The organism is Polyangium spumosum (genome assembly GCF_009649845.1).
In the GTDB taxonomy this organism is placed as follows: Bacteria; Myxococcota_A; Polyangia; order Polyangiales; family Polyangiaceae; genus Polyangium; species Polyangium spumosum.
The window spans coordinates 98,723-122,983 of sequence record NZ_WJIE01000006.1 but is presented as its reverse complement, the minus strand read 5'-3'; the positions used below and the strand labels follow the sequence as shown (position 1 = coordinate 122,983).

Annotated in this window: 20 protein-coding genes; 16 read left to right on the top strand and 4 right to left on the bottom strand. The window is 69.8% G+C overall.

Annotated elements, in window-relative coordinates:
- Positions 1-12: 12 nt before the first annotated feature.
- A complete protein-coding gene (locus tag GF068_RS21435; protein WP_153821314.1) occupies positions 13-1,482 on the top strand; it encodes a UDP-N-acetylmuramate--L-alanine ligase in 1,470 nt (489 codons plus the stop codon).
- Entirely contained in the window at positions 1,479-2,321 is an 843-nt protein-coding gene (locus tag GF068_RS21430; RefSeq protein WP_153821313.1) for an inositol monophosphatase family protein, read from the top strand. Before GF068_RS21435 ends, GF068_RS21430 begins: the two co-directional genes overlap by 4 nt.
- Before the next feature lie 318 nt (positions 2,322-2,639).
- Here the strand turns inward: GF068_RS21430 and GF068_RS21425 are convergent, their stop codons facing one another.
- Positions 2,640-3,329 (bottom strand): hypothetical protein, encoded by a 690-nt coding sequence (locus tag GF068_RS21425; protein ID WP_153821312.1) that lies wholly within the window; start codon positions 3,327-3,329, stop codon positions 2,640-2,642.
- 452 nt (positions 3,330-3,781) lie between these two features.
- Here GF068_RS21425 and GF068_RS21420 point away from each other — a divergent pair, with 452 nt between their 5' ends.
- The 11 genes from GF068_RS21420 to GF068_RS21370 all read left to right on the top strand — a co-directional run bounded on the left by GF068_RS21420 (position 3,782) and on the right by GF068_RS21370 (position 15,099).
- A complete protein-coding gene (locus GF068_RS21420) occupies positions 3,782-4,339 on the top strand; it encodes a hypothetical protein (protein ID WP_153821311.1) in 558 nt (185 codons plus the stop codon).
- Between the two features lie 59 nt (positions 4,340-4,398).
- On the top strand, positions 4,399-5,733 hold the full coding sequence (locus GF068_RS21415; protein ID WP_170319603.1) for a KGGVGR-motif variant AAA ATPase: 1,335 nt from the start codon (positions 4,399-4,401) through the stop codon (positions 5,731-5,733).
- A 10-nt stretch (positions 5,734-5,743) separates the two neighbouring features.
- Positions 5,744-7,129 (top strand): hypothetical protein, encoded by a 1,386-nt coding sequence (locus tag GF068_RS21410; protein WP_153821309.1) that lies wholly within the window; start codon positions 5,744-5,746, stop codon positions 7,127-7,129.
- Positions 7,130-7,161: 32 nt separating this feature from the next.
- Entirely contained in the window at positions 7,162-7,611 is a 450-nt protein-coding gene (locus GF068_RS21405; protein ID WP_153821308.1) for a hypothetical protein, read from the top strand.
- A 166-nt stretch (positions 7,612-7,777) separates the two neighbouring features.
- Positions 7,778-8,548 (top strand): cupredoxin domain-containing protein, encoded by a 771-nt coding sequence (locus GF068_RS21400; RefSeq protein WP_153821307.1) that lies wholly within the window; start codon positions 7,778-7,780, stop codon positions 8,546-8,548.
- A gap of 16 nt (positions 8,549-8,564) precedes the next feature.
- On the top strand, positions 8,565-10,232 hold the full coding sequence (locus GF068_RS21395; RefSeq protein ID WP_153821306.1) for an MXAN_5187 family protein: 1,668 nt from the start codon (positions 8,565-8,567) through the stop codon (positions 10,230-10,232).
- 33 nt (positions 10,233-10,265) lie between these two features.
- On the top strand, positions 10,266-11,813 hold the full coding sequence (locus GF068_RS21390) for an OmpP1/FadL family transporter (protein ID WP_153821305.1): 1,548 nt from the start codon (positions 10,266-10,268) through the stop codon (positions 11,811-11,813).
- 97 nt (positions 11,814-11,910) lie between these two features.
- A complete protein-coding gene (locus GF068_RS21385; protein WP_153821304.1) occupies positions 11,911-12,708 on the top strand; it encodes a hypothetical protein in 798 nt (265 codons plus the stop codon).
- Between the two features lie 84 nt (positions 12,709-12,792).
- On the top strand, positions 12,793-13,755 hold the full coding sequence (gene trxB, locus GF068_RS21380) for a thioredoxin-disulfide reductase (protein ID WP_153821303.1): 963 nt from the start codon (positions 12,793-12,795) through the stop codon (positions 13,753-13,755).
- A 16-nt stretch (positions 13,756-13,771) separates the two neighbouring features.
- On the top strand, positions 13,772-14,650 hold the full coding sequence (locus GF068_RS45265) for a uracil-DNA glycosylase (RefSeq protein WP_240807181.1): 879 nt from the start codon (positions 13,772-13,774) through the stop codon (positions 14,648-14,650).
- A 14-nt stretch (positions 14,651-14,664) separates the two neighbouring features.
- Positions 14,665-15,099 (top strand): DUF2085 domain-containing protein, encoded by a 435-nt coding sequence (locus GF068_RS21370; RefSeq protein WP_170319602.1) that lies wholly within the window; start codon positions 14,665-14,667, stop codon positions 15,097-15,099.
- Here GF068_RS21370 and GF068_RS21365 read toward each other — a convergent pair.
- The gene (locus GF068_RS21365) at positions 15,083-15,859 is read right to left on the bottom strand and encodes a biopolymer transporter ExbD (protein ID WP_153821301.1); all 777 of its coding nucleotides are present in this window, start codon (positions 15,857-15,859) and stop codon (positions 15,083-15,085) included. The genes GF068_RS21370 and GF068_RS21365 overlap by 17 nt on opposite strands.
- A gap of 88 nt (positions 15,860-15,947) precedes the next feature.
- On the opposite strand from GF068_RS21365, the gene GF068_RS21360 reads away from it, so the two are divergent.
- Positions 15,948-17,489: an AMP-binding protein gene (locus GF068_RS21360; protein WP_153821300.1), complete on the top strand. Its 1,542-nt coding sequence runs from the start codon at positions 15,948-15,950 to the stop codon at positions 17,487-17,489.
- 126 nt (positions 17,490-17,615) lie between these two features.
- Positions 17,616-18,224, top strand: a complete 609-nt coding sequence (locus GF068_RS21355; protein ID WP_153821299.1) for a hypothetical protein — start codon at positions 17,616-17,618, stop codon at positions 18,222-18,224.
- A 28-nt stretch (positions 18,225-18,252) separates the two neighbouring features.
- On the opposite strand, the gene GF068_RS21350 is transcribed toward GF068_RS21355, so the two are convergent.
- Together GF068_RS21350 and GF068_RS21345 are read right to left on the bottom strand one after the other, a co-directional pair.
- A complete protein-coding gene (locus GF068_RS21350) occupies positions 18,253-19,332 on the bottom strand; it encodes an alpha/beta fold hydrolase (RefSeq protein WP_153821298.1) in 1,080 nt (359 codons plus the stop codon).
- A 25-nt stretch (positions 19,333-19,357) separates the two neighbouring features.
- Complete coding sequence (locus GF068_RS21345; protein ID WP_153821297.1) at positions 19,358-22,222, bottom strand: penicillin acylase family protein; 2,865 nt, start codon at positions 22,220-22,222, stop codon at positions 19,358-19,360.
- Positions 22,223-22,356: 134 nt separating this feature from the next.
- Between GF068_RS21345 and GF068_RS21340 the strand changes: the two genes are divergently transcribed.
- A complete protein-coding gene (locus GF068_RS21340; RefSeq protein WP_153821296.1) occupies positions 22,357-24,147 on the top strand; it encodes a hypothetical protein in 1,791 nt (596 codons plus the stop codon).
- The last annotated feature ends 114 nt before the right edge of the window (positions 24,148-24,261 follow it).

The window sequence follows — 24,261 nt, the reverse complement described above, 5'->3', positions numbered from 1 at the left end:
AAACTCCCCGCCATGCACGTGCACCTCGTGGGCGTCGCAGGCACCGGGATGGGCGCGCTCGCCGGGCTCTTCAAGGCCAGCGGGCATGACGTCTCCGGCTCCGACGTCGCCTTTTATCCACCCATGGGCCCCGCCCTCGAGCGCTGGGGCATCCGGCTCATGGAGGGCTTTGATCCCGCGCACCTCGAACCCCGCCCCGACCTCGTCGTCATCGGCAACGTCTGCCGCCCGTCGAACCCCGAGGCTCGCGCCGCGCTCGACGGCGGCATCCCGACGAAGAGCATGCCGCATGCGCTCGCCGAGCTCCTGCTCGTGTTTCGCTCCCCGCTCGTCGTCGGCGGCACCCATGGCAAGACCACGACGAGCGCCCTCGCCGCCTGGCTCCTGCACGAGGCCGGCCGCGACCCGGGCTTCCTCATCGGCGGCTTGCCCAAGAACTTCGACACGAGCTTCCGCGTCCCCGGCGACGTCGCCCGCGGCGGACGCCTGCCGCTCGTCACGGGGGAAGGCCTCGCGCGTCGGAAAACGCCCTTCGTCGTCGAGGGAGACGAGTACGACACGGCCTTCTTCGAGAAGACCCCGAAGTTCTGGCACTACCGCCCCGAGGTCGCGATCCTCACCTCGATCGAGCACGACCACATCGACATCTACCCCGACGAGGCCTCCTACCTCGCGGCCTTCCGCGGCTTCGTCGAGCGTGTCCCCGAGGGTGGGCTCATCGTCGCGGCTGCGGCCGACGAACACGTCGTCGACGTCGTCTCCGCCTCGGCCCGCGCCGAGGTCGCCTGGTTCGCCCTCGAGGGTGACGACACCCATGGAAAACCGCCGCACTGGCTCGCCGCGCCGGCCGAGGTCGACGAGGCGGGCCAGTCCTTCGACCTCTACGCCGGCGGCGTCTACGCGGGCCGCGCCGCGGTCACGATCCCTGGCCGTCACAACATCCGCAACGCGCTCGCTGCTGCTGCTGCGGTCGCGCAGGGCTTCGGCGTCCCGCTCTCCACCGTCATCTCCGCGCTCGCGACCTTCCAGGGCGTCCGCCGCCGGCAGGACTTGCTCTACGAAGTACGCGGCGTCCGCGTCTACGACGACTTCGCCCATCACCCCACGGCCGTCGACGAGACCCTTCGCGCGTTGCGCGCTCGCCACACGCAAGGCGCGCTCTTCGCCGTCTTCGAGCCTCGCAGCGCGACGGCCTGCCGCGCCCTTCATCAGGCGCAATACGCGACCTCCTTCGACGCGGCCGACGTCATCGTCCTCGCCCCGCTCGGCCGCCCCGAGATCCCCGAGGCCGAGCGGCTCGACCTCTGCGCGCTCGCAAAGGCGCTCGAGGCCCGGGGCAAGCGCGCGCTTTTGCCCTCGTCCGTCGACGAGATCGTCACCCTGCTCGCGCGGGACGCGGCGGCCGGCGACACCATCGCGTTGCTCTCGAACGGCGCGTTTGGTGGGATCTACGAGAAGCTCCGAGGGGCGCTCGCCCGATGAAGAGCACGACGACGGGAGAGCGCGCGCAGTTTGCCGCGATCGCGCAGCTCGTGGCCGAGGAGGCGGGCGCGCTCGTGAGCGCTGGCTTCCGCTCGCGCCCGCCCGTCGAGTCGAAGGGCCCTTTTGACCTCGTCACCGCGTACGACCGAGCGAGCGAGGACATGCTCACGTTGCGCCTCGGCTCGCTCGCGCCTGGCATCCCGGTCGTGGGCGAGGAGCGGGGCGACGGCTCCTCGCCGATGGACTTGCGCGGCGGCCTCGTCTGGTACGTCGACCCGCTCGACGGCACGACGAACTTCGTGCATGGCCACCCCTTCTGGAGCATCTCGGTGGGCCTCTTCGACGGCGACGAGCCGATCGCGGGGGCCGTGGTGGCTCCGGCGCTGGGCTTGCGCTGGAGCGGCTGGGTGGGAGAGCCCGTGAGCGTCGTGGGCAGGCCGGCCCGTCCTGGGGAGGCGCGGCGCAACGGCCAGCGATGTGGCGTGAGCCCGACGACGCGGCTCGAGGACGCGCTCGTGGCGACGGGGTTTCCGCCGGTCCGCAACGTGGCGCCTGCGAACAACTTCCACTCCTTCATGAGCGTGAAGCACGTGGTGCAGGGGGTGCGGCGTTGCGGGAGCGCGGCGATCGACTTGTGTATGGTCGCGGACGGGACGTACGACGGTTACTGGGAGCGCAAGCTCAACATCTGGGATGTGGCGGCGGGTTGCGCGGTGGTGCTGGCGGCGCGGGGGAGGGTGACGGCGCTGGATGGCGGGGTGCCGAACTACCACGAGGGTCATCTCGCCGTGTCGAATGGGCATCTGCATGATGCGCTGGTGGACGCGATCAATGCATGAGGTCGCCTGGGGGGTTGCGGGGGAACGTTATCTCTGTAAGATAGGCTCGTTCCCTCTGCTGTTCTCTGTGAGGTGATTGGCAATTGAATCCCGAGTAAGCATGAACCAGGGGCCCACAAAGCTGTCGTGGTGAGCTAGGCCCGAGAAGTCATCGGGAAGCCTGAAGCGGCACATCGGGTACCCACCTAGCCGCAAGCTAGGGGTTCAAGCGAATCAACCCACGTCTACGGCGGTAAGGAACCTTTTCGAGCCCGGTGCGAGCCGGGCTCTTTCTTTTTGTCCACGCCGTCCCGGCCCGCTGGGCTTCGGGCGCTCGGATTACCCCTCGCCGTCGGCGACATCGGCGACGTCGGCGGCGTCGAGCCCGTCGTCGGTCTTGTCTTTCAGGAAGAAGAGGTCTTGGGTCTTCTTGTCGCGGGGGAAGGCGGCCTTGATGCGATTGGCGACCTCGGCGAAGACGTCGAGAAACTCCTCTTTGGCGAGGTTCCGCGCCGAGCGCGCCTGGGCCGCGGCTTCCATGCCGAGCCTGCGTGCTTCGAGCGCCTGCTCGTACCGGACCCGGGCGGCGGTGATCTTGTCGAGCTCGTCCGAGCCCGCGGGGTAGATGGCGGCGCTCTCGGTGTAACGACCTTCGAGGGCGCGCATCTCCTTGACCTGTCTGCCGCCGACGGGCTTGATGATCGGCGTCGAGCCGTTCGGGAAGAGGACGGTGACGATCCGCCCACCGGGGCGCCCATCCTCGATCTCGGCGCGCTTGAGGGCGAGGCGCACGACCTGATCGGCGAGCCTGTTCGTGAACTGGACCTCGACGCGGACGACGATGAGCTCCTTGATTTTCTGCTGATACGCCCCCTCGCGCGCGAGGAGCGCGCTCGTGGCGCCCTCGAGCTTTCCTGCGAGGCCATTCAGGGCGGGGACGTCGGCGAATTTTTCGAGCATCGTCCTCGTGTAGAGGCTCTTGAGCTCGCAGCGGGCAGTGGGCGTCTTCGCGTTGGGCAGGACCGACATGGCAGACCTCCTGGTTGTTCGTGGAGAGCGAACAACAAGACGGAGCGCGCCTGCATGTCATGCGGCGGATTTTTGCTGCCTGGGCGGTCGCCGGGCGAGGGGCAGGGCGCGGCGAGGTGACGTACGATGGCGCTGCGTGGTGGCGGAGGGTGCGGAAACGTTGCTCGGGGCGCTGCGGCGTGGTGGCGGAGGGGGCGGCGGCGTTGCGGGACGCTCGTCGACGGCGTGGCGGAGGGTGCGGAAAGGGTGCTGGTGCGTCCGCCGTGGCGGGGAGGACGGCGCGAAAAGGGCGCCGGAGGCTCGGCCGCGGCGACGTGGAGGGGGAGGCGGCGTGGCGGGGTGGGTGGGGAGGAGGGGGAGGGGGGCCACGTCGCGTGGTTCGGCGTTTGCCGCGGAGCGGCGGCGGGCGAGGGAAGCTTGGCCTGGAAAGGCCGAACATGTAGCCTGCGCGCGTGTCGAACCTGGCATCGAGCAACGGGGACGATTACCCCGCAGCAGCGGCCAAGCATTTGGAGGACGCGCGGACTCTCCTCGACGCGCAGCGGCATGACGGGGCGGCGTACCTGGCAGGGTACGTCGTCGAGTGCTCGTTGAGGTCGGTCGTCATGATCGGCCGCCTCGCGAAGGAGGCGGAGGCGACCGCGATCGAGCTAGGGCGCAAGGGCCAGAAGGTGAACTTGAGGCGAGAGCTTCAGCCGACTGGCTCGACGCTCAGGCGTTTCAGGGGCGAGGCCCGCCGGGAGGCGCGGGAGCGAGGACGTGACCATGACCTCGGCGACCTGGCAGAGGCGACGACTGGCTACACCGCCGTGCTCGCCCCATACGTTGCGAGGTATGCGCCCACCATCAATCCGAAGAACCCTCCGTTCGGCTGGCAGGCAAAGTTCACGGACATCCGGTACCACGCGGAGGGGGCCGTGAAGGATGCCACGGCATGGGTCAAGGAGGCGGAGGCGGTGTATGTATCGACCGTCGGGGCGATGATGCGAGACGGGCTGGTCACGTCATGACGGCGAACGTTCACATCGCTGAAGCGCGCCGAAATGCGGTGCACGCTCTTTCCACGCTCGTGGAGGCCGAGGAGAGCATTGAAAAAGCGGTCCTCGGGCAGGACCTCTTCGGTCTGCTGCGCGTGATCCTCTGGTTGCGCCCCGGTGCGGAGGAGGGAGCGCTCCGGGCCCGCGTCGAGGGAGCGCTCGCAGGCTCCGGCCGGTTCTGGACCGGCCAGGTCTGGATTTCTTCCGCGAAGACCTCCCGCGCCGACAAGCTCGTCTATTCGTCGGCCTGGGACGAGGGGATCACCGTCCCCGGTATCGATAAGTTCCGCATCGACGACCGTACCCGCACCCGTACGGCCTGGCTCCCTCGCTTCCGCACACCTCCATGGGAAGCGAGCCGAAAATGGCGACCTGCCAAGGCGGAGACGAAGGAGGACGGGACGCCGGCCAAGGGGCCGCCCATCGTCGTGTTTTATTCGTTCAAGGGCGGCGTGGGTCGCACGACGGCGCTCGCCGCGTTCGCGATCCAGCGTGCACGGGAAGGCGAGCGGGTGCTCGTGATCGACATGGATCTCGACGCTCCCGGCGCCGGGACGCTCCTCGCGCCCGATCCGAAAGACCTGCCAGGCGGGGACGACGATGCTTCTCGTGGGGTCGTCGACTATCTCCTGGAGGCGCCGCTCGGCGACGTGCCATTCGGCGACTATGTGCACCGATGCAGGCGCGAATCTCTCGTCGGCGACGCCGAGGGCGCCGAGATCGTGGTCATGCCTGCCGGGAGCGTGGACGAAAGCTATCTAGCCAAGCTATCTCGGATCGATCTGGAGGTACGGGGAGAGCGCCATCCGCTGGAGGGTCTGCTCGTCCATGCGCGGGACGAGATCGAGCCCGATTGGATCCTGCTCGATTCTCGCGCGGGCCTGTCCGCGTCCGCCGGCCTCCTGCTGGACGGCATCGCGCACCTGCACGTGCTCTTCGGGACAAATAGCACGCAGAGTCAGCTCGGTTTGACGCAGGTGATCCGGAACCTCGGGGAGGAGCGGATTCGAAGGGATGGCTTGCAGGCCAATTGTTTCGTCGTGCAGGCCATGGTGGTCGACAACGTGGCGGTCGAAAAGCTGGCCCGTGCGCAATTCCAGGACTGGCTCGAAGGGACGATGCGTGATCATTATCTGGTCGCGGCGGACGAAGACCCCGGCGACGAGTTCTGGTCCGTGCGTGATATCGATACGAAGTCGGCGCCCAGTCGAGCGATAGCGATTCCTTATCGATCCCGATTCGCATTCTTTCCATCGCTCGACGATGTGGTGCCCGATCTCGTGGTCGGCTCCTACCGCGAAGTCGCTGGGCGGATCCTCGCGCAGTTTCCCGTAGGCGAGAAAGGGCCTGATCAGGGGGTCGACTGAAGGGGGGCCCATGACTTCGGACGACAGAGAAGAGCTCCTCCTGAGTTTACGTTCGGGCACCCGCAGCGCCGAGACGGCCGGACGTGCGGGGCGAAGCTTCTACCCTGTCGCGGAGCACCTGCGCGTGCTCGAGCCCGAGGTGGTGCTGGTCGTGGGCGACCCCGGCGCCGGCAAGACGCTGCTTTTCAACGTACTCTCCAGCGATACGTTGAGGGGCGCGGCGATGCGTCGAGCGTCCGGCGTGCGTGTCGTCCGCGGAGAGGCCGAGTGGCTGCGAGGGTATCCGATGGCGCGCTGGCCAAGGCCACCGGACGGGCATATTCTTCTCCACCAAGACCACGCCCACGAGGAAACTGCAGCAACGAAGTTCTGGCTTTCTTCCCTGGTTGATGCCTTGCAGCCCCACTTCGCGGGCGACCCTGCATCCGCGTTGGTCGTCCTCGAGAGCCTCGACCGGAGGCTCGCGCAAGAAGACCGTTGGGCTTTCGTGACATACGACGCCCTGGAGACCCTGGCGGGGGGGACCGTCCGCGGGTTGCTTCGTTTATGGGCCGAGCACGGTCGTCGCTGGTCGCGGATCCGTCCCAAGATGTTCCTCCGGACCGACATTTACAAATATCACGTCCGCGATATCGTCGATGAAATGATCAAATCGTACGGCGATCATGTCGAGCTTTCGTGGTCAGACAAAAATTTGTATGGCGCGATGCTCAAACACCTCGCCAACCTGAGCAATGCATGGTTCTTGTATTGTAAGCGCAGCAGCGGAGACAGAGTTCGTTTTGATTTCGATCCCGTCCTCGAGCACATACCCATCCTCGCGAGGCGGGAGGATGCGAGGTCCTTCGTGGAACGACTGGTGGGGCGTTACATGGGGGCCGCGAAGGTGAAGGGGGAGGCATTCTCGTGGCTCCTCGATCATCTTCGGGATGGGAACGGAAAGGTCTTCCCTCGGTCTCTGTTCTTGCTCTTGGAGAACGCGGCCGCCCTCGAACTCGAGAATGGGCACGCATCCGGTTCGCAAGTGCTGAGCCCCATCGCTCTTCGAAACGCCCTCGATGACGGGTCCCAAGCGCATGTCCAGGAAATTGCCACCGAGATTCGGTGGCTCCCCAAGCTGAAGGTATGTTTGCACTCGGACCCGCGGGTACCATGGGAGTCGCGGCATGTACTCGTGGCGGCTCTCGCGGCGGGATGGGACGTGTGGTCGGGTGAGGACCAGGATTCGCGTCCCCCAGCAAGCTCACCCGAACAGCTCGTCGACATGCTCCTCGACCTGGGCATCGTGCGCGACCGCGGGAATGGCAAATACGACGTCCCGGACCTGTACCTCCACGGCCTCGGTCTGAAGCGCAAGGGTGGGGTCTCCAAGGGAACGCGGCAGTCTGCACGATGATCTCCTGGAGCCGCGCATGATATAAACATTACATGCCCGACCCTCGCGCCCTCGACCCCGCGCAAGCCTCCCTCGACGCTCCCATCGACGTCGTCCCCGACGTCGCTTGGTTCGAGCCGCCCGACGTGTTCGTCTTTCGGACTGCGCGGGCGCTCGACGCCGGGGAGGCCGAGCGCATCGCGGCTTTCGTGAAGGGCGTGGCGCCGCGGGTCGGCGGGCTCTTTTCGGTGTCGGACGCCTCGGGGGGCGTCGTGTACGACAGCATGCGCACCGTCCTCGAGTTCAACCGCCAATGGGACCGCGGCGTCTTCCGCGCCTCCGCCGTCGTCGGCGCGAGCTACCGCATGCGCACGTTCGCGGAAGCCCTCAAGCGCGCCGCCAGCTTCCTCAAGTTCGAGATCGCCAAGTCCCCCCTCCGCTACTTCGACGATCACGCCGCCGCCCGCGCCTGGTTCGACGAGCTGCGCAGATCCTCCCCTTGACCGATCAATCCACGCCCTCCTGTCAAGCAAAACCCGACACCCTCCCGCCTGCGCTCCTCCCTCGCGCCGTTCCGCCGGTCACGCTCCGCCCGCGTCGTCCGCGCGCTGTCCTTCCTGGCGGCTTTTCTTTTCCGTTTGCCTTGCCATTCCGGTAGCTTCCGGTGCGATGGACACGTTCGACACGCTCGTTTCCAAGCCCAAGGCGGGCCGAGCCGGCCGCCTGCGCGCCGTGTTGCGACGCGGAGCCGTCGCGCTCGTGCTCTTGACCGTCCCTGGTGTCGCGTTCGCGGCCGTCACGGCCAAGGGCAAGCTGAGCGGGGCCGACAAGCTCCTCAACCCCGTGTGGAACGAGGCGAAGGACCCGAACGCGCGCCGTTACACCTTCCGCGAGCCCTCCCCCACGGTGCGGCCCGACGTGCGTACCCTCACGGGTCACCTGCCGAAAGAGGTCGCGATCGTCGCGCTCGGCGAGAAGGGCACCGCGCAGAAGGTCCCCGTCGTCGTCACCGTCGGCGGCGGCCGCACGAGCCCCGTCACGATCGTCGTGCCCGAAGGACAGCAGATCAACTTCGACAACAAAGACCCCTTCCCGCACAAGCTCTACGAGGTCGGCGGAAAGGGCGCGTTCACCGCCGTCGAGACCGGCGCGCAGAAGAGCCGCTCCTGGACCCCGCCCGCCCCCGGCAAGTACGAGATCCGCGACGTGCTCGCGCCGAGCGTGCGGTCCTGGGTCGTCGTCGAGCCGCGCGCGATCGCCTCGGCCTACCCCGATCGCAAGGGCGACTTCGCCATCGACCTCGAGCCCGGCTCGTACAAGCTCCGCGCGTTCTTCAACGGCGAGCCCGTGGGCAAGGAGCTCGACGTCGTGATCACGCAATTCCCGGCCGAGCAGCTCCTCCGGGCGCCCCTCGTCGTCGCCGAGACCCCGAGCAAGTGAACGCGGAGACCAGCCGATGATCCTGTCCCGTTTCTGGTACGTCGCGCTCGCCATCCTGCTCGGCGTGGCGGCGTTCACCCTGATGCTCGCCGCGCAGATGTACAACCGCGCCGGCCTCCGCGCGATGAGCGACTCGCTCGCCGCCGACTCGAGCGCCGTCGGTTGGTACCTCAAAGACGACGCGCGCAACCGCTCGAGCGCCCTCATCCCGATGGCGCTCTCGCCCGAGCTGCGCACCCAGCTCGGCAAGGCCACGGGCGAGGGGAAGATCCCGCGCGAGGTCATCAGCGAGGCGCAGAAGGCCCTGAAGAAGCTCGCCAGCGAGGTGCCGCCCGACCTCGCCTTCGACGCGCTGCGCGCCGTCGACGCGAACGGCCGCGTCATCGCCGCGGTCGGCGTCGTCAACGACCTGCCCATCGAGGAGGGCGACCTCGGCGGTTACCCCGTCGTCGCCGACGCGCTGCACGGCTGGATCCGTGACGACGCGTGGGTCTCGAAGGGCCGCATCTATCGCGTGGTCACCCGCCCCGTCGAGGCCGAGGTGAACGGCGAGCCCGTCGGCGCGGTCGTCGGCATCAAGATCGTCGACGACCGCTTCGCGCAGGGCGTCTCGAAGCGCACGGGCGCCGCGGTCGGCTTCTACGCCGACGGCGCGCGTGTCGCGTCGTGGGCCCCCGAGGGCTTCGACAAGGCGAACCTCGACCAGATCACGCAGGACCTGAAGCAGCTCGACACGAACGAGGACTACAAGGAGAAGGGCCGCAGCGAGCCTCGTGTCATCGGCGAGCACCTCGGCGTCGTCTACGCGCGTATGCCCGGCGAGGCCTGGGATCTCGGCGCGGGATACGCGGTCGGCCGCCTCGCCGTCAGCGTCTCGACCCCGCTCGACTTCCTCAACAAGGCCGACGACACGGACAAGAAAAACGTCTCGTTGATCTTCGTCATCGCGGCGATCGTCCTGCTCGCCGCGGCCGGCATGGTGTTCTCGTACCTCGAGCACACGCAGCCGATGGCGACCTTCGGCAAGGAGGCGATCCGGATGGCGAAGGGCGAGGTCGACGTGCTCGCCCCGAGCAAGTTCCGCGGCGCGTACAAGAAGATCGCCTCCGACATCAACGACGGCATCGACAAGATCGCCGCGAAGGGCGGAGCGCCACGTCGCGCCGCCGATCTCGAGCAGGTCCTCGGCCCGATCCCGGCCGCGCCGACGATGAGCGCGTTCGCCGTGCCCGGCCCCGGCGAGACCTCGTCCCAGGCGATCACCGTCCCCGGCGCCGCGGCGGCGCCCGCGCCGAAGCCGCTGCCGAAGGCCCTGCCGAAGCCGAAGCCGCGCCCCGGCTCGACGACGGCCGACCCGGTCGAGTCCGTGCCCGAGCCCGAGTCCGCGGCCGCGCCTCCGCCTCCGCCGCTGCCCAAGGCCGCGGCGGCCGACGCGGCGCCCGCGGCGGCCGACGAGGGCGAGGTCGACGAGCTGACCGAGTGGCAGAAGGTCTACGAGGAGTTCGTCGCGATGAAGCAGCAGTGCGGCGAGCAGACGGCGGGCATGACGTTCGAGAAGTTCAAGTCGACGCTTCAGCGCAACAAGGACGCGCTCGTGCAGCGGCACGGCGTCACGCGCGTGAAGTTCACGGTGTACGCGAAGGAAGGCAAGGCCGCGCTGAAGGCCTCGCCGGTCACCAAGTAAACCCAGCATCCAATTCGGCAGGAGCAGCGAGCGATGGGCGCGAGGAATCTCGTCGTGGGGGCGTTCGTGGGGTCGGTGTTGCTCGGAGGCGCGAGCGTCGCGGACGCCTCCTCCGGGCTCGATTCCCCCGACAATGGCGTCGTTCAGGTCGGTCGCGGCGGCACGTACGTCGCGCGCGCCGACGACCCGCTCGCCGCGTACTACAACCCCGCGGGCCTCGCCTTCCAGAAGTCGGGCGTGCACGTGGGCGCGCACCTCATGTTCATGGATCGCTGCTTCTCGCGCCGCGACGTGAACAACCAGCCCGTCTCGCCGGGCGCCGGCATCCCCGGCCCCGGCGCGCCCGGCGGCCCGGTCGATCCCGTCTGCGCCGAGACCACGCCCTTCCCGAACCCGCAGATCGCGGCGACCTTCCGCATCACGAGCAAGCTCGCGATCGGCCTGTCCGTGATGGGCCCGCACGGCATCGGCAAGATGGTGTGGCCCGAGTCGGTCCCGTACACGAACCAGGTCGGCATCGCGACCACGCAGCCCGCGCCGCAGCGCTTCCTGATGACCGAGATCGACTCGCTGATCGTCAACCCGACCTTGAGCGTGAGCTACGCGATCAAGGACTGGCTGAGCGTCGGCGCGGGCTTCACCTGGGGCATCGCCTCGATCAACTTCGTCAACTTCTCCGAGGGCACCTCGCAGATCCCGAACGACGACTTCGCCGGCAACCAGGAGGTCAAGGCGACGCTGTCCGCCTTCGACGGCTTCGTGCCGGGGCTCGTCGTGGGTGTGCTCGCCTCGCCGCACAAGCGCCTCGATCTCGGCGCGTCGTTCAAGTGGCAAGACGCGATCTCCACGCGCACGGGCTTGCAGCTCGAGTCGCTCTACTGGCGCGCGGGTGGCCAGAAAAACGAGACGCCGTGCCCGATGGGCCCGGCCGACTGCAACATCACGAACGACGAGGACGCGGGCACGCTCAAGCTGCGTATCCCGCTCGAGGCGCGCCTCGGCCTCCGGTATCACCACCCGCTGCGCGCGGGCTCGCTCGTGCCGAAGACCGGGCGCAAGGTGCGCGACCCGATCGCCGAGGACCTCTTCGACCTCGAGGTCGACTTCACCTACGCGCACAACAGCGTCGTCGACAACATGGAGGTGCGCTTCGATCCGGGCATCCGGGTGAACGGCACCCCTGGCAACATCCCGCAGAACGCCGATATCCCGCACAACTGGAAGAACGTCTTCGGCGTGCGGTTCGGCGGCGACTTCACGGTCATCCCGGGCTTCCTGGCGGTGCGGGCGGGCGGGTTCTTCGAAACGAACGGGCAGGACGCGGCGTATTTGAACCCCGACTTCCACCTCGGGCATCGCGTGGGCGTGGGCGGCGGCGGCAGCGTGCGGCTCGGGCCGGTCGACGTCTCGCTCGCCTACCAGCACACGTTCTTCGAGCCGCTCGACAATGGCGGCCGGGGCGAGGTGCTCGCGCTCTCGGGCGACTCGACCACGAATTACAGGAGCCGGCACAACGTCAATGGCGGCCGGCTCGAGTCGAGCCTGAACGAGGTCGCGCTCGGGGCGACGTACAGGTTCTGAACGTTCCGCGCACGGAGAACGTTGACATCCGGCGGTCGGGCGCGCTCCGATGACGCGGTTATCGTCGTGTCGAGACGAACGTGTCCGGGAGGAATGGATGAACGCGCGTGCTTCGATGATGGTGGTTGTGCTGGGTTTCGCGGCTTTTGGCTGCGCCATTCCCAAGCCCCCGCCGACGGCCCCGGACGAATACGAGTATACGTTTGAGCACAAACGGACCGGCGAGCCCCTGAAGGTCCAGGGCGAGAGCTTCACGTACACGACGACGCAACGCGTGGAGCTCGGCGAGCAGCAGTACCGCGACTCGCAGGGCCGCCTCGTCGGTTCGAGCCGCATCTACGGCAACCAGCAGGTCGCGCGGCGCGGCTACGCCTGGGACGTCTACCAGGGCACGCAGCGGATCGACGCGCTCAGCGCGCTGCACATCGCGCGCGACCAGGCCTTCGAGGAGGCGTTCGACGAGCGGATCATGGAGGTCCGCGAGAACCACGCGGGCTCGATGGAGGTCTACGAGAAGGGCATCAAGGACCACTCGGGCAAGCGCTCGACCGGCATCATCGTGATGGGGGTCGGCTACGGCGTGATGGGCGGCTGGCTCATCGCCGCGGCCGCCACGCGGGAAGATCCGATCCTCCCGACGGCCGGCTCGACGGCCATCATCATCGGCGGGGTCGTCGTCGGCGCGATCGGCACCTGGCTCTACCAGAGCGCGCTCGGCGGCATGCGCCGCGAGGCGAACAAGGCCACGCAGATGGCCAACGACAAGATCACGGCCTCGGACTTCGGAAAGCTGACGAGCGAGAAGTACCTGCGCGACGTCGCCCGCGCGTACAACGCGGGCCTCGGCGGCGCGGCGCCGCCGGCCAAGGCCACGAAGAAGAAAAAGAAGAAGTAGATCCGCCGCGATTTCCAGGTCCGTTCGTCTCGGTGTCGCGCTCGTGTCGACGCGGCCGCGCGCCTTCGCTATGACCGGGCCAGCATGACCGACACACCCGTCCGCAACGTCATCATCATCGGCTCGGGCCCCGCGGGCCTGACAGCGTCCATCTACGCCGCGCGCGCGAACCTGAAGCCGCTCTGCATCGAGGGCTTCAACGCGGGCGGGCTCATCCCCGGCGGGCAGCTCATGTTCACGACCGACGTCGAGAACTACCCGGGCTTTCCGCAGAAGGTCACGGGCCAGGAGCTCATGCAGCGCTTCCGCGATCAGGCGGAGCACCAGGGCACCGAGATCGTGACGGCGGACGTGACGAAGGTCGACCTCTCCGCGCGGCCGTTCAAGGTCTGGGTCGAGGACCAGCTCTACCTCGCGAAGACCGTGATCGTCGCGACGGGCGCGCGCGCGAACTACCTCGGCCTGCCGACCGAGGAGGCCCTCAAGAACAAGGGCGTGAGCGCCTGCGCCGTCTGCGACGGCGCGCTCTACCGCGGCCGCGACGTCGCCGTCGTCGGCGGCGGCGACACCGCGATGGAGGAGGCGAGTTACCTCGCGGGCCTCTGCTCCTCGGTCACGCTCGTGCATCGCCGCGACGAGTTCCGCGCGAGCAAGGCCATGGTCGAGCGCGTCGTGACGAACCCGAAGATCAAGATCCTCTACAGCCACGTCGTCGACGAGGTGCTCGACGTCGCGAAGGACGAGGTCACGGGCATCGTCGTGCGCGACCTCAAGACGGGCGAGAAAAAGAGCATCCCCGTCGCCGCATTTTTCGTGGCGATCGGGCACACGCCCATGACGGAGCTCTTCACGGGCCAGCTCGAGACGCACCCGAACGGTTACCTGAAGACGGTGCCCGGCTCGACGCGCACGAGCGTGCCCGGCGTGTTCGCCGCGGGTGACGTGCAGGACTGGACGTACAGGCAGGCGGTCACGGCGGCAGGCACGGGCTGCATGGCCGCGCTCGACGCCGAGCGGTTCTTGCAGCAAGAAGGCGGGAGCCACTGACGACGCAGGTCTATTGATGGACGAGCCCCACGCCGATCCGCGCGACGAGCTCTTCGAGATCGCGACCTCGGTGCGCGCGCTCGTCGAGTGGTACGAGGGCACGGGCGCGTGGGGCTTGCCGCTCGCGCCGCCGCGTGAGGCCGAGCCGGCGTTTCACGCGCAAGAGCCCCACGCCGATCCGCAGCCGCAACGCGCGCAGCCCGCGTCGTTCACGGCGCCGCCCGAGCGCCCGCAGGCCCACGCCGCGCCGCAGTGGACGCCGCAAGCGCCGCCTGCGCCGCAGCGCCCCGCAGCGGCGCGCCCCGAGGCCCTCACGCCGGAGGCGCGCGCCGTGCGGCTGCAGATGCTCGCCTCGGAGGTCGCGGGTTGCACGCGCTGCCGGCTCTGCGAGACGCGCACGCAGACCGTGTTTTCCCGCGGCAACCCGCTGTCCGAGCTCCTCTTCGTGGGTGAAGGTCCGGGCTCCGAGGAGGACCTCCAGGGCGAGCCGTTCGTCGGCCCTGCGGGCCAGCTCCTCGACCGGATGATCGCCGCGATGGGGTATCGCCGGGACGAAGTGTACATCTGCAACATCGTCAAATGCCGGCCCCCGGAGAACCGCAAGCCGCAGCCAGAGGAGATGGAGGCGTGCAAGGGTTGGCTCGCCGCGCAGCTCGAGCTCCTGCGGCCGAAGTACATCGTCGCCCTCGGCGCGACCGCGATCCAGGGCTTGATCGGCACGAGCGAGGGCATCACCAGGCTACGCGGCAAGTGGAAGATGTACCGCGGCATTCCCGTCATGCCGACGTTCCATCCGGCCTACCTGCTCCGGCAACCATCGGCGAAACGCGAGGTATGGAGCGACCTGCAGGAAGTGATGGCGCGCCTCGGCAAGAAGCCGCCGGCGCGAAGCTAGAGCGCGTCCTGCGCGTGTTGCTCCTCGTCGTCGGCCTCGCGCCGTTCGTCGCGCCCTTCGCGCGCCGCGTGACGAGCCCCGCGACAGGCGAGCTCGTCTACGCGCTCTTCGCGCCGGTCTGTCACACGAGACCCGAGCGCACGCTGCTCGTCGCCTCCGTGCTCATGCCGCTCTGCAGCCGTTGCGCCGGCATCTTCGCGGGGTTCGTCACGGCCTCCGTGCTTCCCGCGCCGCGCTTGCGCGTGCGCGCGTGCCTCGGGTACGGGTTTCTCGCGAGCGTGATCATGCTGATCGACGTGATCACGCAGGACCTCGGCCTGCGGCCGTTGTGGCACCCGGCGCGGCTCGCGACGGGCGTCGTCTGGGGCCACGTGTTCGCCCTGGGGATCCTGGCGATCGGGCGCGAGCACCTCGGCAAGCCGAGGCGGCGGGTCACTTCTTCAGCGTGACGGGCCTGCCGGCGACGGGCGACTCGGCGAGCAGGACGAGCGTCTCGATCTTCTTGCCCTTGTCGCTCTTCTCGTCGACGACCTTCAGCGTGCCGGCGAGGTTATAGGCCATCTCCCACGAGATCGTGTCGTCGGCCGAGAAGAAGGCGAACGACGAGTCGCAGATCGCGAGGTCCTTCTTGATCGCGTCGCCCGTGTTCGACAGGTCGGGCCCGGCGAACCCCTTGCGTTGCTTCTTGCCGAGCCCGCCCTTGAACGGCCACACCGCCGTCGAGAGGTCCTTCAGCACCATCACGCTCACCGAGCAGCCGGGCGGGTTCGAGACCTTGTCGGGCGGCGTGACCACGAGCTCCTTCGGCACGTCGTCGCGGCCGTCGGTCTTGAGCAGGATCGTCGGCGCGCCCGCGCGGCCGAGCTCGGCCACGACCGCGGCGACGTGGGGCGTGCGCGCCTTCTTCTCGGCGATGAGCGTGACCTGCTTGCCCTCGATCGGCAGATCCTTCACCGCGGCGGTGAGCTTCTCGGGCCAGTTCTCCTGCTTCATGTCGACGCGGATCTGCCCGATGTAGGGGCCGAGCGAGTCGACGATGAGCGCGGGCATCGTCTTCGGCTTGGGCGGAGCGACCGTCGTGGGCAGAGCGGCGGCGGACGCGCTCGCGGTCGGCGCGGCGCCCGTCGTTGCCTTGTCGCCGTCGCATGCAGGGAGGGTCGTCGCGACGAGCAACACGAAGGGGGCGAGGACAGAGGCGCGGGGATGCATGGCGCGGAGTGTAGCGAAGCCGGAGGCCCGGGAGAAAGGAAGCGGCGTCGCCCGCGCCTTTCGGCGTGGTAGTTTCGCGGAAATCCCGATGCCTTCCCCCTTCGTCACGCGCCTCGCCACCTTCCAGCAGCAAGAGCGGCTCGCCGTGGAGGACGACGCCGAGCGCCGCACCTTCGCCGAGCTCTGGGATCGCGCCCAGCGGGCTCGCCTCGCGCTCACCGGGGGCGCGCCTTCGCTCGAGGGGCGGGCCGTGGCGATCCTGGTCTCGCCCGGCGCGCTCTGGCTCGAGGCCTTCCTCGGCACGATCCTCGCGGGCGGCGTGGCCCTGCCGCTCTCGCCGCTGTATCCGCCCGCCGAGCTCGCGTGGTTCGGCGAGGACGCGCGCGCCGCGGCGGTGATCGTCTCCGAGGACCAGCGCGAGCGCGGCGCGTTGCTCTGCGAAGGCCGCCGCGTCCTCTCCGCCGAGGCGCTCGCCAGAGGCCCAAGGCCCGAGGGCGACGCGGCCTCGATCGATCCCGACGACGTCGCGCTCCTGCTCTACACGAGCGGCACCACGGGCAAACCCAAGGGCGCGATGATCACGCACGCGAACATCGAGGTGCAGGCCGCGATCCTGCGCGAGGCGTGGGGCTTCGGCGAGGAGGATCGGCTGCTCCACGCGCTGCCGCTCCATCACCTCCACGGCCTCGGCATCTCGTTGCTCACCACGCTGCTCGCGGGCGCCGCGGCGCGGATGTTGCCGCGTTTCGACGCGCGGCGCGTGTGGGAGGCGTTTTGCGCGCCGGACGGGCCGACGGTCTGGATGGCCGTGCCGACGATGTACCAGAAGCTCTTCGAGGCCCTCGACGCGGCCGACGCGGAGACACGCGCGCGCTGGGCCGAGGGCGCGCGGGCCTTGCGCCTCGCGACGAGCGGCTCGGCCGCGTTGCCCGTCACGCTCGCCGAGCGCTGGCGGTCCCTCACGGGCGCGATCCCCCTCGAGCGCTTCGGCATGACCGAGATCGGCGTCGGCGCGACGAACCCGCTCGACCCCGCCTCGCGCCGCCCCGGCTCGGTGGGTTCGCCTCCGCGCTCGGTCGAGGCGCGGATCGTCGACGAGGCGGGTCGTGATCTCGAGCGTGGCCCCGGCGAGCTCTGGATCCGCGGGCCCAGCGTGTTCAAGGGCTACCTCGGGCGCGAGGAGGCCACGCGTGGCGCCTTCGCCGAGGGCCAGTGGTTCCGCACCGGCGACGTCGCCGAGCGCGCGGACGATGGTTCCCTGCGTCTGCTCGGACGAACCAGCGTCGACATCCTGAAGAGCGGCGGCTACAAGCTCTCGGCGCTGGAGATCGAGGAGGCGCTGCGGGAGAACGTGGCCGTCGCCGAGGTCGCGGTCGTGGGCTTGCCCGACGAGGCGTGGGGCGAGCGTGTCGTCGCCGTCGTCGTCCCCGCGCCGGGTCGCGACGCGGCGTGCGCGCCGGACGTGCTGCGTGGCTGGGCGAAGGAGCGGATGGCGCCGTACAAGGTCCCGCGCGAGGTCATCGTCGCCTCGGCGTTGCCGCGCAACGCGCTCGGCAAGGTCGTGAAGCCCGAGCTGGTGAAGGCGATTCTAGAGGGGACGGTCGCGCGTTCGACGCGCACGGAAGTTTGATCTGCGGTCGAAACCGGGAGAACAAGTAACGCAGGGGAATTTTGACCGAGCCGATACCTTGTGTCACGCACGGGCGTCATCAACGACATCCGTGCGTGCGCACGGATCCAAGGGAGAGAACTTCACATGCGACTTCTTTCGATTCTGCTCATCGCCGGCGCTGGTTTCCTCGGTCTCGCTGGGTGTAGCGACGACCCGCAGAACGGCACGGGCGGGAGCGGCGGCTCCGGCGCGGCCGGCGGCATGGGCGGCGCGGGCGGCGGCATGGGCGGCGCGGGCGGCGGCATGGGCGGCGCGGGCGGCGGCGGGCCTTCGGCCGGCTACTGCGGCAAGTCGTGCGCGATGCCGGCGGACTGCTGCCCCGCGGGCGCGATGAACTGCCCCGGCGAGTACCCGCAGAACTACACGTGTGACAACGGCGTCTGCGGCCTCGGCGGGTGTACGGACGACGCGCAGTGCACGTTCGGCGGCGTGCTGCCGAACAACAAGTGCCTCACCGAGGGCGGCGCCAAGATCTGCGCCACGCCCTGCATGGCGGACGGGGACTGCGCGGCGCCGTTGACCTGCATCGGCGAGGACGACGCGGGCGGGAAGTATTGCTCCATCGCGGCGCCCGTCTGCATGACGGACATGGACTGCGGCGGCGCCGGCAAGTGCAACACGGCGAGCGGCGCCTGCGAGTGCTCGGCCGACGCCGATTGCACGGCCCCTGGCGTCGACAAGTGCGTGCAGTGATCGTCGGCTGACGGAGGATCGAGGCGCGTCACGCCGCGGCGTGGCGCGTCTCGATGATCCCGATCCGCGCGAGCATCCGCCGCACGGCGCGGAACGCGTCGGCGCGGCCGAACTGCAGCAGATGCCCGCCGTGGAACGTCGAGAGCGGCGCGCGGAAATGCTCGGCCATGCGCCGCGCGTGGTCGAGCGGCGTGATCTGATCCCCCGCAGCACCCACCACGAGCATCTGCTCCGGCGAGATCACCGGATCTCGCGCGAGTGGACTCACGACGCGTAACGTCGACTCGATCGCCAGGTGCTGCGCGGCTTGCTCTTCGGGCGCGCCGACGAGCAGGCCCACCGCGCGCGCCACGTCGGCGATCGACGCACAAGGCACGATCGGAACGGCGAACGCGAGGCTCGGATCGATCGTGGCCCAGAGCCCGGACGTGTAGCCGCCGAGGCTCATGCCCATCACGCCCACGGCGGGCGCGCCTCGATCCCGCAGGAGCGCCGCGAGCGCGCGCAGATCCATGATCGACTGCCGGAAGCCCTCGATCGTGAAGCGCATGTCCGGCGAGGGGAAGAGCGCCGTCCCTTTTGGCGCCCTGCACGCGTGGAAGGGCAAGACGGCCAGGGCCACGTCGAGCCCGAGCTCGAAGATCCACGGCACGGGCCAGAGCCGCTCCTCGAGCGCGAACACGCCGCACCGGTAGCCGTGCACCAAGATCGCGACCGGGCGAGGCGTACCGTGCAGAAAGAGCCGCGCCGTCGCCTTGCGGTTGAGCTCGTGGCCGAGGTAGTCCGCGCGCACGGTCTCCTCGAACGGCTCGAACTCGCTCGGCCAGGTCGCGTCGAGCACCATGCCCGGGTCCGGGCCGCCGAGGAGGCGCACCCGGGAGAGCTCGACGTTGGGGATCGTTGGTTCTCCAAAGAACGAGCTCGGCGCCGTGAAGTGCTCGCTTTTGTCGTAGAAGCCGCGGATGGCCTCGAGGAGCTCGAGCCGCGCCTCCGGGCCGAGGCTCGACGGATCTGCGGACCGGATCCTCTCGCCGCGCACGAGCATCGCCGTGCCGACGGTCTTGTCGAACCCGGAAGCAGCGGTCGTGAGGATGCGGCGCAGGACCACCCCGGCCTCCTTTGGATGGTTGAGGCTACTTCCGCGTCACGACGATCCGTGACTCGGCCGCAGCCACCACGTCGGGAAGCAAGAAGGGGACCTGCCGGGTCTGGTTCCGCCGCCAGAGCTCGGCTTGATCGCGGAAATGCGGGCTCTGCGAGTCCCAGACCGCGCCGCCCGGGAGCGCGTTCCATGCCCGCGGCCCCGCCGGATCCAGGTCCACGACGAGCCGCTGCGTCGGACCGAAATTGTAGTCGTAGCGCGGGGTCACGTCGAGCCTCGCCGTGAGCGTGAAGTCGGACGAGTCGACCGAAAAATTGTCCCCGTGCCGCGGGAAGCCGTTCGGAAAGACCGGATCGCCGAGCGGCGGGATCGAGAGCTGCCCGAGGACCGGGAGGATCGCCTCGAAGCGAACCCGGTGCCGTGCGCCCCAGCGGTAGGCGCTCACGTCCGGGCCGACGTCTTGCGCGAGTGTCCCGAGCGCGTCCACGAGCGCCCGCACGATCCGCTCGTGCTTCGTCTCGATCTCCGCCGTCGCCATGTCGTCCCAGAGCGCGCTCTCCTTCGTGACCGGGTCGTACGTCGGGAGCGTCTCGGGCGTCTGCAGCGTGATCGCGAGGATCGTCTTCGCCTTCTGATCCCGCGGCACGAAGGGCCTGCCCGCGTGCTCGAGCTCGTCGCCGATCACGCGCTCGACGAGCCGGAGCATCCACGCGTTGAACACGAGCGTCGCCTGCGCCGCGCGCGCCTCGACCGCCGTCTCGCCGCTCTCGGGCAGGGGCTCGTTCGTGTCTGGATCGATCCCGCTCGCCGCCTCGTAACCCGCCTCGGCGCCCCACGCTGTGAGCAACGCGCGCACCTTCTGGATCGTGGCCCCGTCGTAACCGGGATCGGCGACCAGCGTGGAGAGATCGGGGTGCGTCCCGGGCGTCGCGCGTTCTGCCTCGGCTCGATCGATGGCCTCGATCAGCGCGGGCGTGAGGCGCGAGCCGAGCGCCGAGCGCGCGTCGCCCTGGATCTTCGCGAGGTCCTCGGGCGTCGCCTTGTCGAGCCCCGCGAGCCGCTCCTGGATACGACCCTCGCGAAAGCCGATGTCCCACGAGCACGCGAGGTACATCGGCGTGCCGTCGGGCAGCTTGCCGTTCGAGGGATCGCCGTCGAGCGAGTCGCCGATCGGATCGTTGTTCGCCGTGGCGAGGAAACCCGCGGCGGGGTTCTTCTCCCAGGGCACGAGCCCGCTCGCGAGCGACCCGTTCCACTCGGCCGAGCCATCGCCGGGCAGGACGAGGCACGGAAGCGTGCCCGCGAACGCCGCGGGGTCCCAGGCCAGCGCCGCGGGCTCCCGGGTCGGCAACTTCGCGTGCGAGGTCCAGAGCACGTCGCCCTGGGTATCCGCGATCATCCAGTTCTGCGCGCCGACCTGGAAGCCCTCGAGCGCGGCCTTCGCCTCGTCGACATTCTTGGACCTCAAAAGGCCGAGGACCGCCTTCAGGTCGTTCGTCGGCTCGTCGCCGGTCCAGCGCACGCTGATCGCGGGTTTCGCCGGGTCGAGCGGGGCCACGGTGTGATCGGGCAGGATCTCGGGCAGGATCGCGCCGTGGTGGGGCACGACGGGCACCTTGTACGTGTACGGCGCGCCGGCCTGGATCTCGATCACCTCGTCGATCGTCTCTACGGGCACGTTTTTCCCTTCGAACACCACGGCCTTTGCGTCGGGCGTGAGGGTCTCGGCGTAGAGATCGGTCACGTCGTAGCCGGCCACCGTCGCGCCCCAGGCGATGTGCTCGTTGTGCCCGAGGATGATCCCCGGGATGCCGGGGAACGCGAGCCCCGAGATCTTGATCCGTTCCGCGGGGTCCTCGGACGCGACCTCCATGGCCACGGGCCAGAAGATCGCGGGCGCGGCGAGCGTCAGGTGCGGATCACTCGCGAGCAGCGCGTGCCCGCTCGCGCTCCTGCCCGCCCCGACGGCCCAGTTGTTCGAGCCGAACCCCTCGGGCGCGAACAGATCCTTCACCTTGCGCACGGCCTCCTGGTACCGCGCCGTCCGCGCGCCGAGGTCGGGCAGGACAGGCGAGGGCGCGGGGTCCTTCTTGCCGGACTGCCCCATCGGATACCCCGTCGTCGTCGTCGCCGGCTCGTGGGGCGCGAAGCGGTAGAGCTCGCGCAGGATCCCGCTGCGCGCCGCCACCTTCGGGTCGGCCGCGTCCTTGGGGAACGCCGCCCCGAGCGTCTGGATCGAGACCGTGTCGGCGAGCTCGCCGTCGGCCGAGTGCGAGAGCAGGTACGACTGCAGCCGGGCGATCGCGAGCGCGTCCACGCCCGTGAAGTCGGTGAACGCCGAGGGCGGGACGAGGAACGCCGCCGGGGGCAGCGCGGCCTCGCCCTCGCGGAGCGCGCGAAAATGCTGGGTCACGCCGTCCGCGAACGCGTCGACGAGGGCCTTCTCCTCGGCCCCGAGCGCCTCGTATTGTTTCTTCGCCACGCGGTGCAGGCCGAGGTGGCGGAAGACGATGTCGTTGTTGATCACGCTCGCGTCCGCGTCCGCGAGGATCTCGGCGAGCCGGCCCTCGGCGACGCGCCGGTAGAACTCGATCTGCAGGTGCCGATCCTGCGCCACGACGTACCCCTCGACCCGCACCGCGTCCTCGAAGCTCGACGCGTAGATGTGCGGCCGGCCGTCCTTGTCCCGCACGACGTCGACCGGCGCCGCGAGGTTCTCGATCTGCACGCGCTCGTCCACCGGCAGATCGGCGCGCGCGCCGATCGGGCCGAAGGGATCCCCCGGCGGCGGGGGCGGAGGGGTCGTCGCCGGGTCCGAGCAGCCGGCGAGGGGCGCGAGGGTCAAGGCGAGAAGGCTGGTGAAGCGAGCGATCGAGGGGCGTCGGGGCTCTTGCATGGGAAAAAGTCTCCTTTCCCGAAGTAACCTGCCGGGCCTCGGCGTCGCCGAAAATTCGTCCCTTTGTCGCGCTCTCTGGCATGGGACCTCCCATGCGCTTGGTGCAGGCCCCCGCGCCTCAAGGCTCTCCGCCCGTGAGACCGTCGTTTGGCGCGTTTTTCGTCGCCGCTTCCCGCAAGACCGAGCTCCTCTCGGAGCTGCGCAGCCGCGGCTACGTGGTGGCGAGCATCCACCGCCCCCCGGCCCCGGGGCGGCTGCGCCAGGCGGTCGAGGAGGCCGTCGAGAGCGCCCTCGCCATGCGCGGCGCCCCCCCGCCGTCCGTGAGCGTCGACGCCGACGGCGCCGCCTCCTTGCGCGACCAGGTCGTCCGCGCCCGCGGCCTCGGCTCCTTCGGCCTCGCCCTCGCCTTGCCGCCGCTCGCCTCGCTCGCCGACACCTCGGGCGACGCCCCCGCGCTCGGGCCCTCCGACAGCGCCGTCCTCTCCATCTTCAACGACGCGGCCCAGGCCGGCCCCGTGGCGCTCGTCCTCGACGAGGGGGACCGCGGCTTGCGGATCCTCGCGCCCGTCCGCCTCGACGAGCTCGTCGCCGACGCTGCCCCCACGCGCCGCGCCCCTCCCGAGCACTCCCGCGTCGTCGCGCGTCCCCCGCTCACCCCGCCGGCCCCCCCGCCCGAGGCCGAGCCGAGTGACGTGCGTCCCATCGCGGCCACGAGCGACTCCGCCGCGCCCGAGGCCGACGCGTCCGCCGAGCGATCGGCGCCGATCGGCCGGCTGCGGGGCCTGCGGGCGGGTCCGCGGCCGACGCCGATGGGCACGCCCGCGGTCGACCCCCCGCCTCGCGCCTTCAAGTCGACCCCGCCGCCGCCCGTGGACGCGGCGCCGCCCGTGGAGATCCCTCCGCCGCCGCGCCCGCCTCGTACGCCCTCCTCGCCCTCGCTCGAAGCGCACCGCGACCGCGACCGTGAGCCCGAGGCTGCTGCCGCGCCGGCCCCGAAGGCGGCCGACACGCTCCCTCCGCCGCCGCCCTTGCCCTCGGACCTCGCGCCGCCTTCACCTCCGGCCCAGCCCTCGCCGGTCGAGCGGATCCTCTCGGCTGCCGAGTGGCGCGCCTTCGCCATGGACCTCGACAACGCCCGGGGGCCCAAGCCGGCCGGCGTCATCGATCGGCTCTTTGCGACCCGCTACATGCCCCTCGTCGGCGCCCTCTCGCGTGGCCATGCCGACGGCTCGGTCCAGCGTGTCGTCGACGGCTTCCGCACGGCCTTCGAGCACAGCTACACCGAGGGCTTCGCGGCCATCCGCGCGACGGGCAAGCGCCCGCTCATGGTCCTCGACGCGCCCGACGTGGCGGCGCGGATCGCGCGCCTCAACAACGCCCGCGCCGTGCGCCTCCTGCTCGTCGACGCCCTGCGCTTCGACCTCGGCGAGCGCGTGATGGCGCGCCTCAAGCCCACCTTGCAGGGCCGCGCCGTCTGCGTCGACCGCACCTTGCTCTGGAGCGCGCTCCCCACGACCACCCCGGCGCAGGTCGCCTTGCTCGGCCGCGGCGCCGAGGGCCTGCGCGACCCCTTGCCCGAGCCTGGCCCCGAGCCGGACATCGTCCGTGGCCGCGCCCTCTCCACGATCCGGCGCGAGCGGTACGGCACGAAGGAGGTCTTCAAGCTCGACCTCGTCGAGGCGCGCCTTCGCGGCGTGGGCCCTGGCTTCGACGAGCGGCTCGGCGGCATCGCGGACGAGGCGGCGCAGGTGATCTCGCGATTCATCGAGAGCTCGCCGCCGCGCACCTTGCTCTTCGTCTTCGGCGACCACGGCTTCCGCCTCTCGTGTGACGCCCGCGGCACGGCGCCCGCGACCCAGGGCGGCGCGAGCCCGGAGGAGGTGCTCGTGCCGGGGTATGCGTGGCTCGTGGGCGGGGTGCATTGAGGGGAGGCGCGATCTGCCGGTCTTTCCGGTTGCCTCAGCCTGTCGCAGCCTGTTGACAGGTGTGTCAGCCCGAGTTAAGCTGAAAACATTCCGCCCCCGGTAGTACGCATTCCC

Excerpts from the sequence above, each read along its gene's own strand:
- GF068_RS21425 (WP_153821312.1), bottom strand. The coding sequence starts at position 3,329 with ATGTCGGTCCTGCCCAACGCGAAGACGCCCACTGCCCGCTGCGAGCTC.
- GF068_RS21405 (WP_153821308.1), top strand. The coding sequence starts at position 7,162 with ATGCCCGACCCTCGCGCCCTCGACCCCGCGCAAGCCTCCCTCGACGCT.
- GF068_RS21365 (WP_153821301.1), bottom strand. The coding sequence starts at position 15,859 with ATGCATCCCCGCGCCTCTGTCCTCGCCCCCTTCGTGTTGCTCGTCGCG.
- GF068_RS21360 (WP_153821300.1), top strand. The coding sequence starts at position 15,948 with ATGCCTTCCCCCTTCGTCACGCGCCTCGCCACCTTCCAGCAGCAAGAG.
- GF068_RS21355 (WP_153821299.1), top strand. The coding sequence starts at position 17,616 with ATGCGACTTCTTTCGATTCTGCTCATCGCCGGCGCTGGTTTCCTCGGT.
- GF068_RS21385 (WP_153821304.1), top strand. The coding sequence starts at position 11,911 with ATGAACGCGCGTGCTTCGATGATGGTGGTTGTGCTGGGTTTCGCGGCT.
- GF068_RS21410 (WP_153821309.1), top strand. The coding sequence starts at position 5,744 with ATGACTTCGGACGACAGAGAAGAGCTCCTCCTGAGTTTACGTTCGGGC.
- GF068_RS21430 (WP_153821313.1), top strand. The coding sequence starts at position 1,479 with ATGAAGAGCACGACGACGGGAGAGCGCGCGCAGTTTGCCGCGATCGCG.
- GF068_RS21395 (WP_153821306.1), top strand. The coding sequence starts at position 8,565 with ATGATCCTGTCCCGTTTCTGGTACGTCGCGCTCGCCATCCTGCTCGGC.
- GF068_RS21390 (WP_153821305.1), top strand. The coding sequence starts at position 10,266 with ATGGGCGCGAGGAATCTCGTCGTGGGGGCGTTCGTGGGGTCGGTGTTG.
- GF068_RS45265 (WP_240807181.1), top strand. The coding sequence starts at position 13,772 with ATGGACGAGCCCCACGCCGATCCGCGCGACGAGCTCTTCGAGATCGCG.
- GF068_RS21345 (WP_153821297.1), bottom strand. The coding sequence starts at position 22,222 with ATGCAAGAGCCCCGACGCCCCTCGATCGCTCGCTTCACCAGCCTTCTC.
- trxB (WP_153821303.1), top strand. The coding sequence starts at position 12,793 with ATGACCGACACACCCGTCCGCAACGTCATCATCATCGGCTCGGGCCCC.
- GF068_RS21435 (WP_153821314.1), top strand. The coding sequence starts at position 13 with ATGCACGTGCACCTCGTGGGCGTCGCAGGCACCGGGATGGGCGCGCTC.
- GF068_RS21400 (WP_153821307.1), top strand. The coding sequence starts at position 7,778 with ATGGACACGTTCGACACGCTCGTTTCCAAGCCCAAGGCGGGCCGAGCC.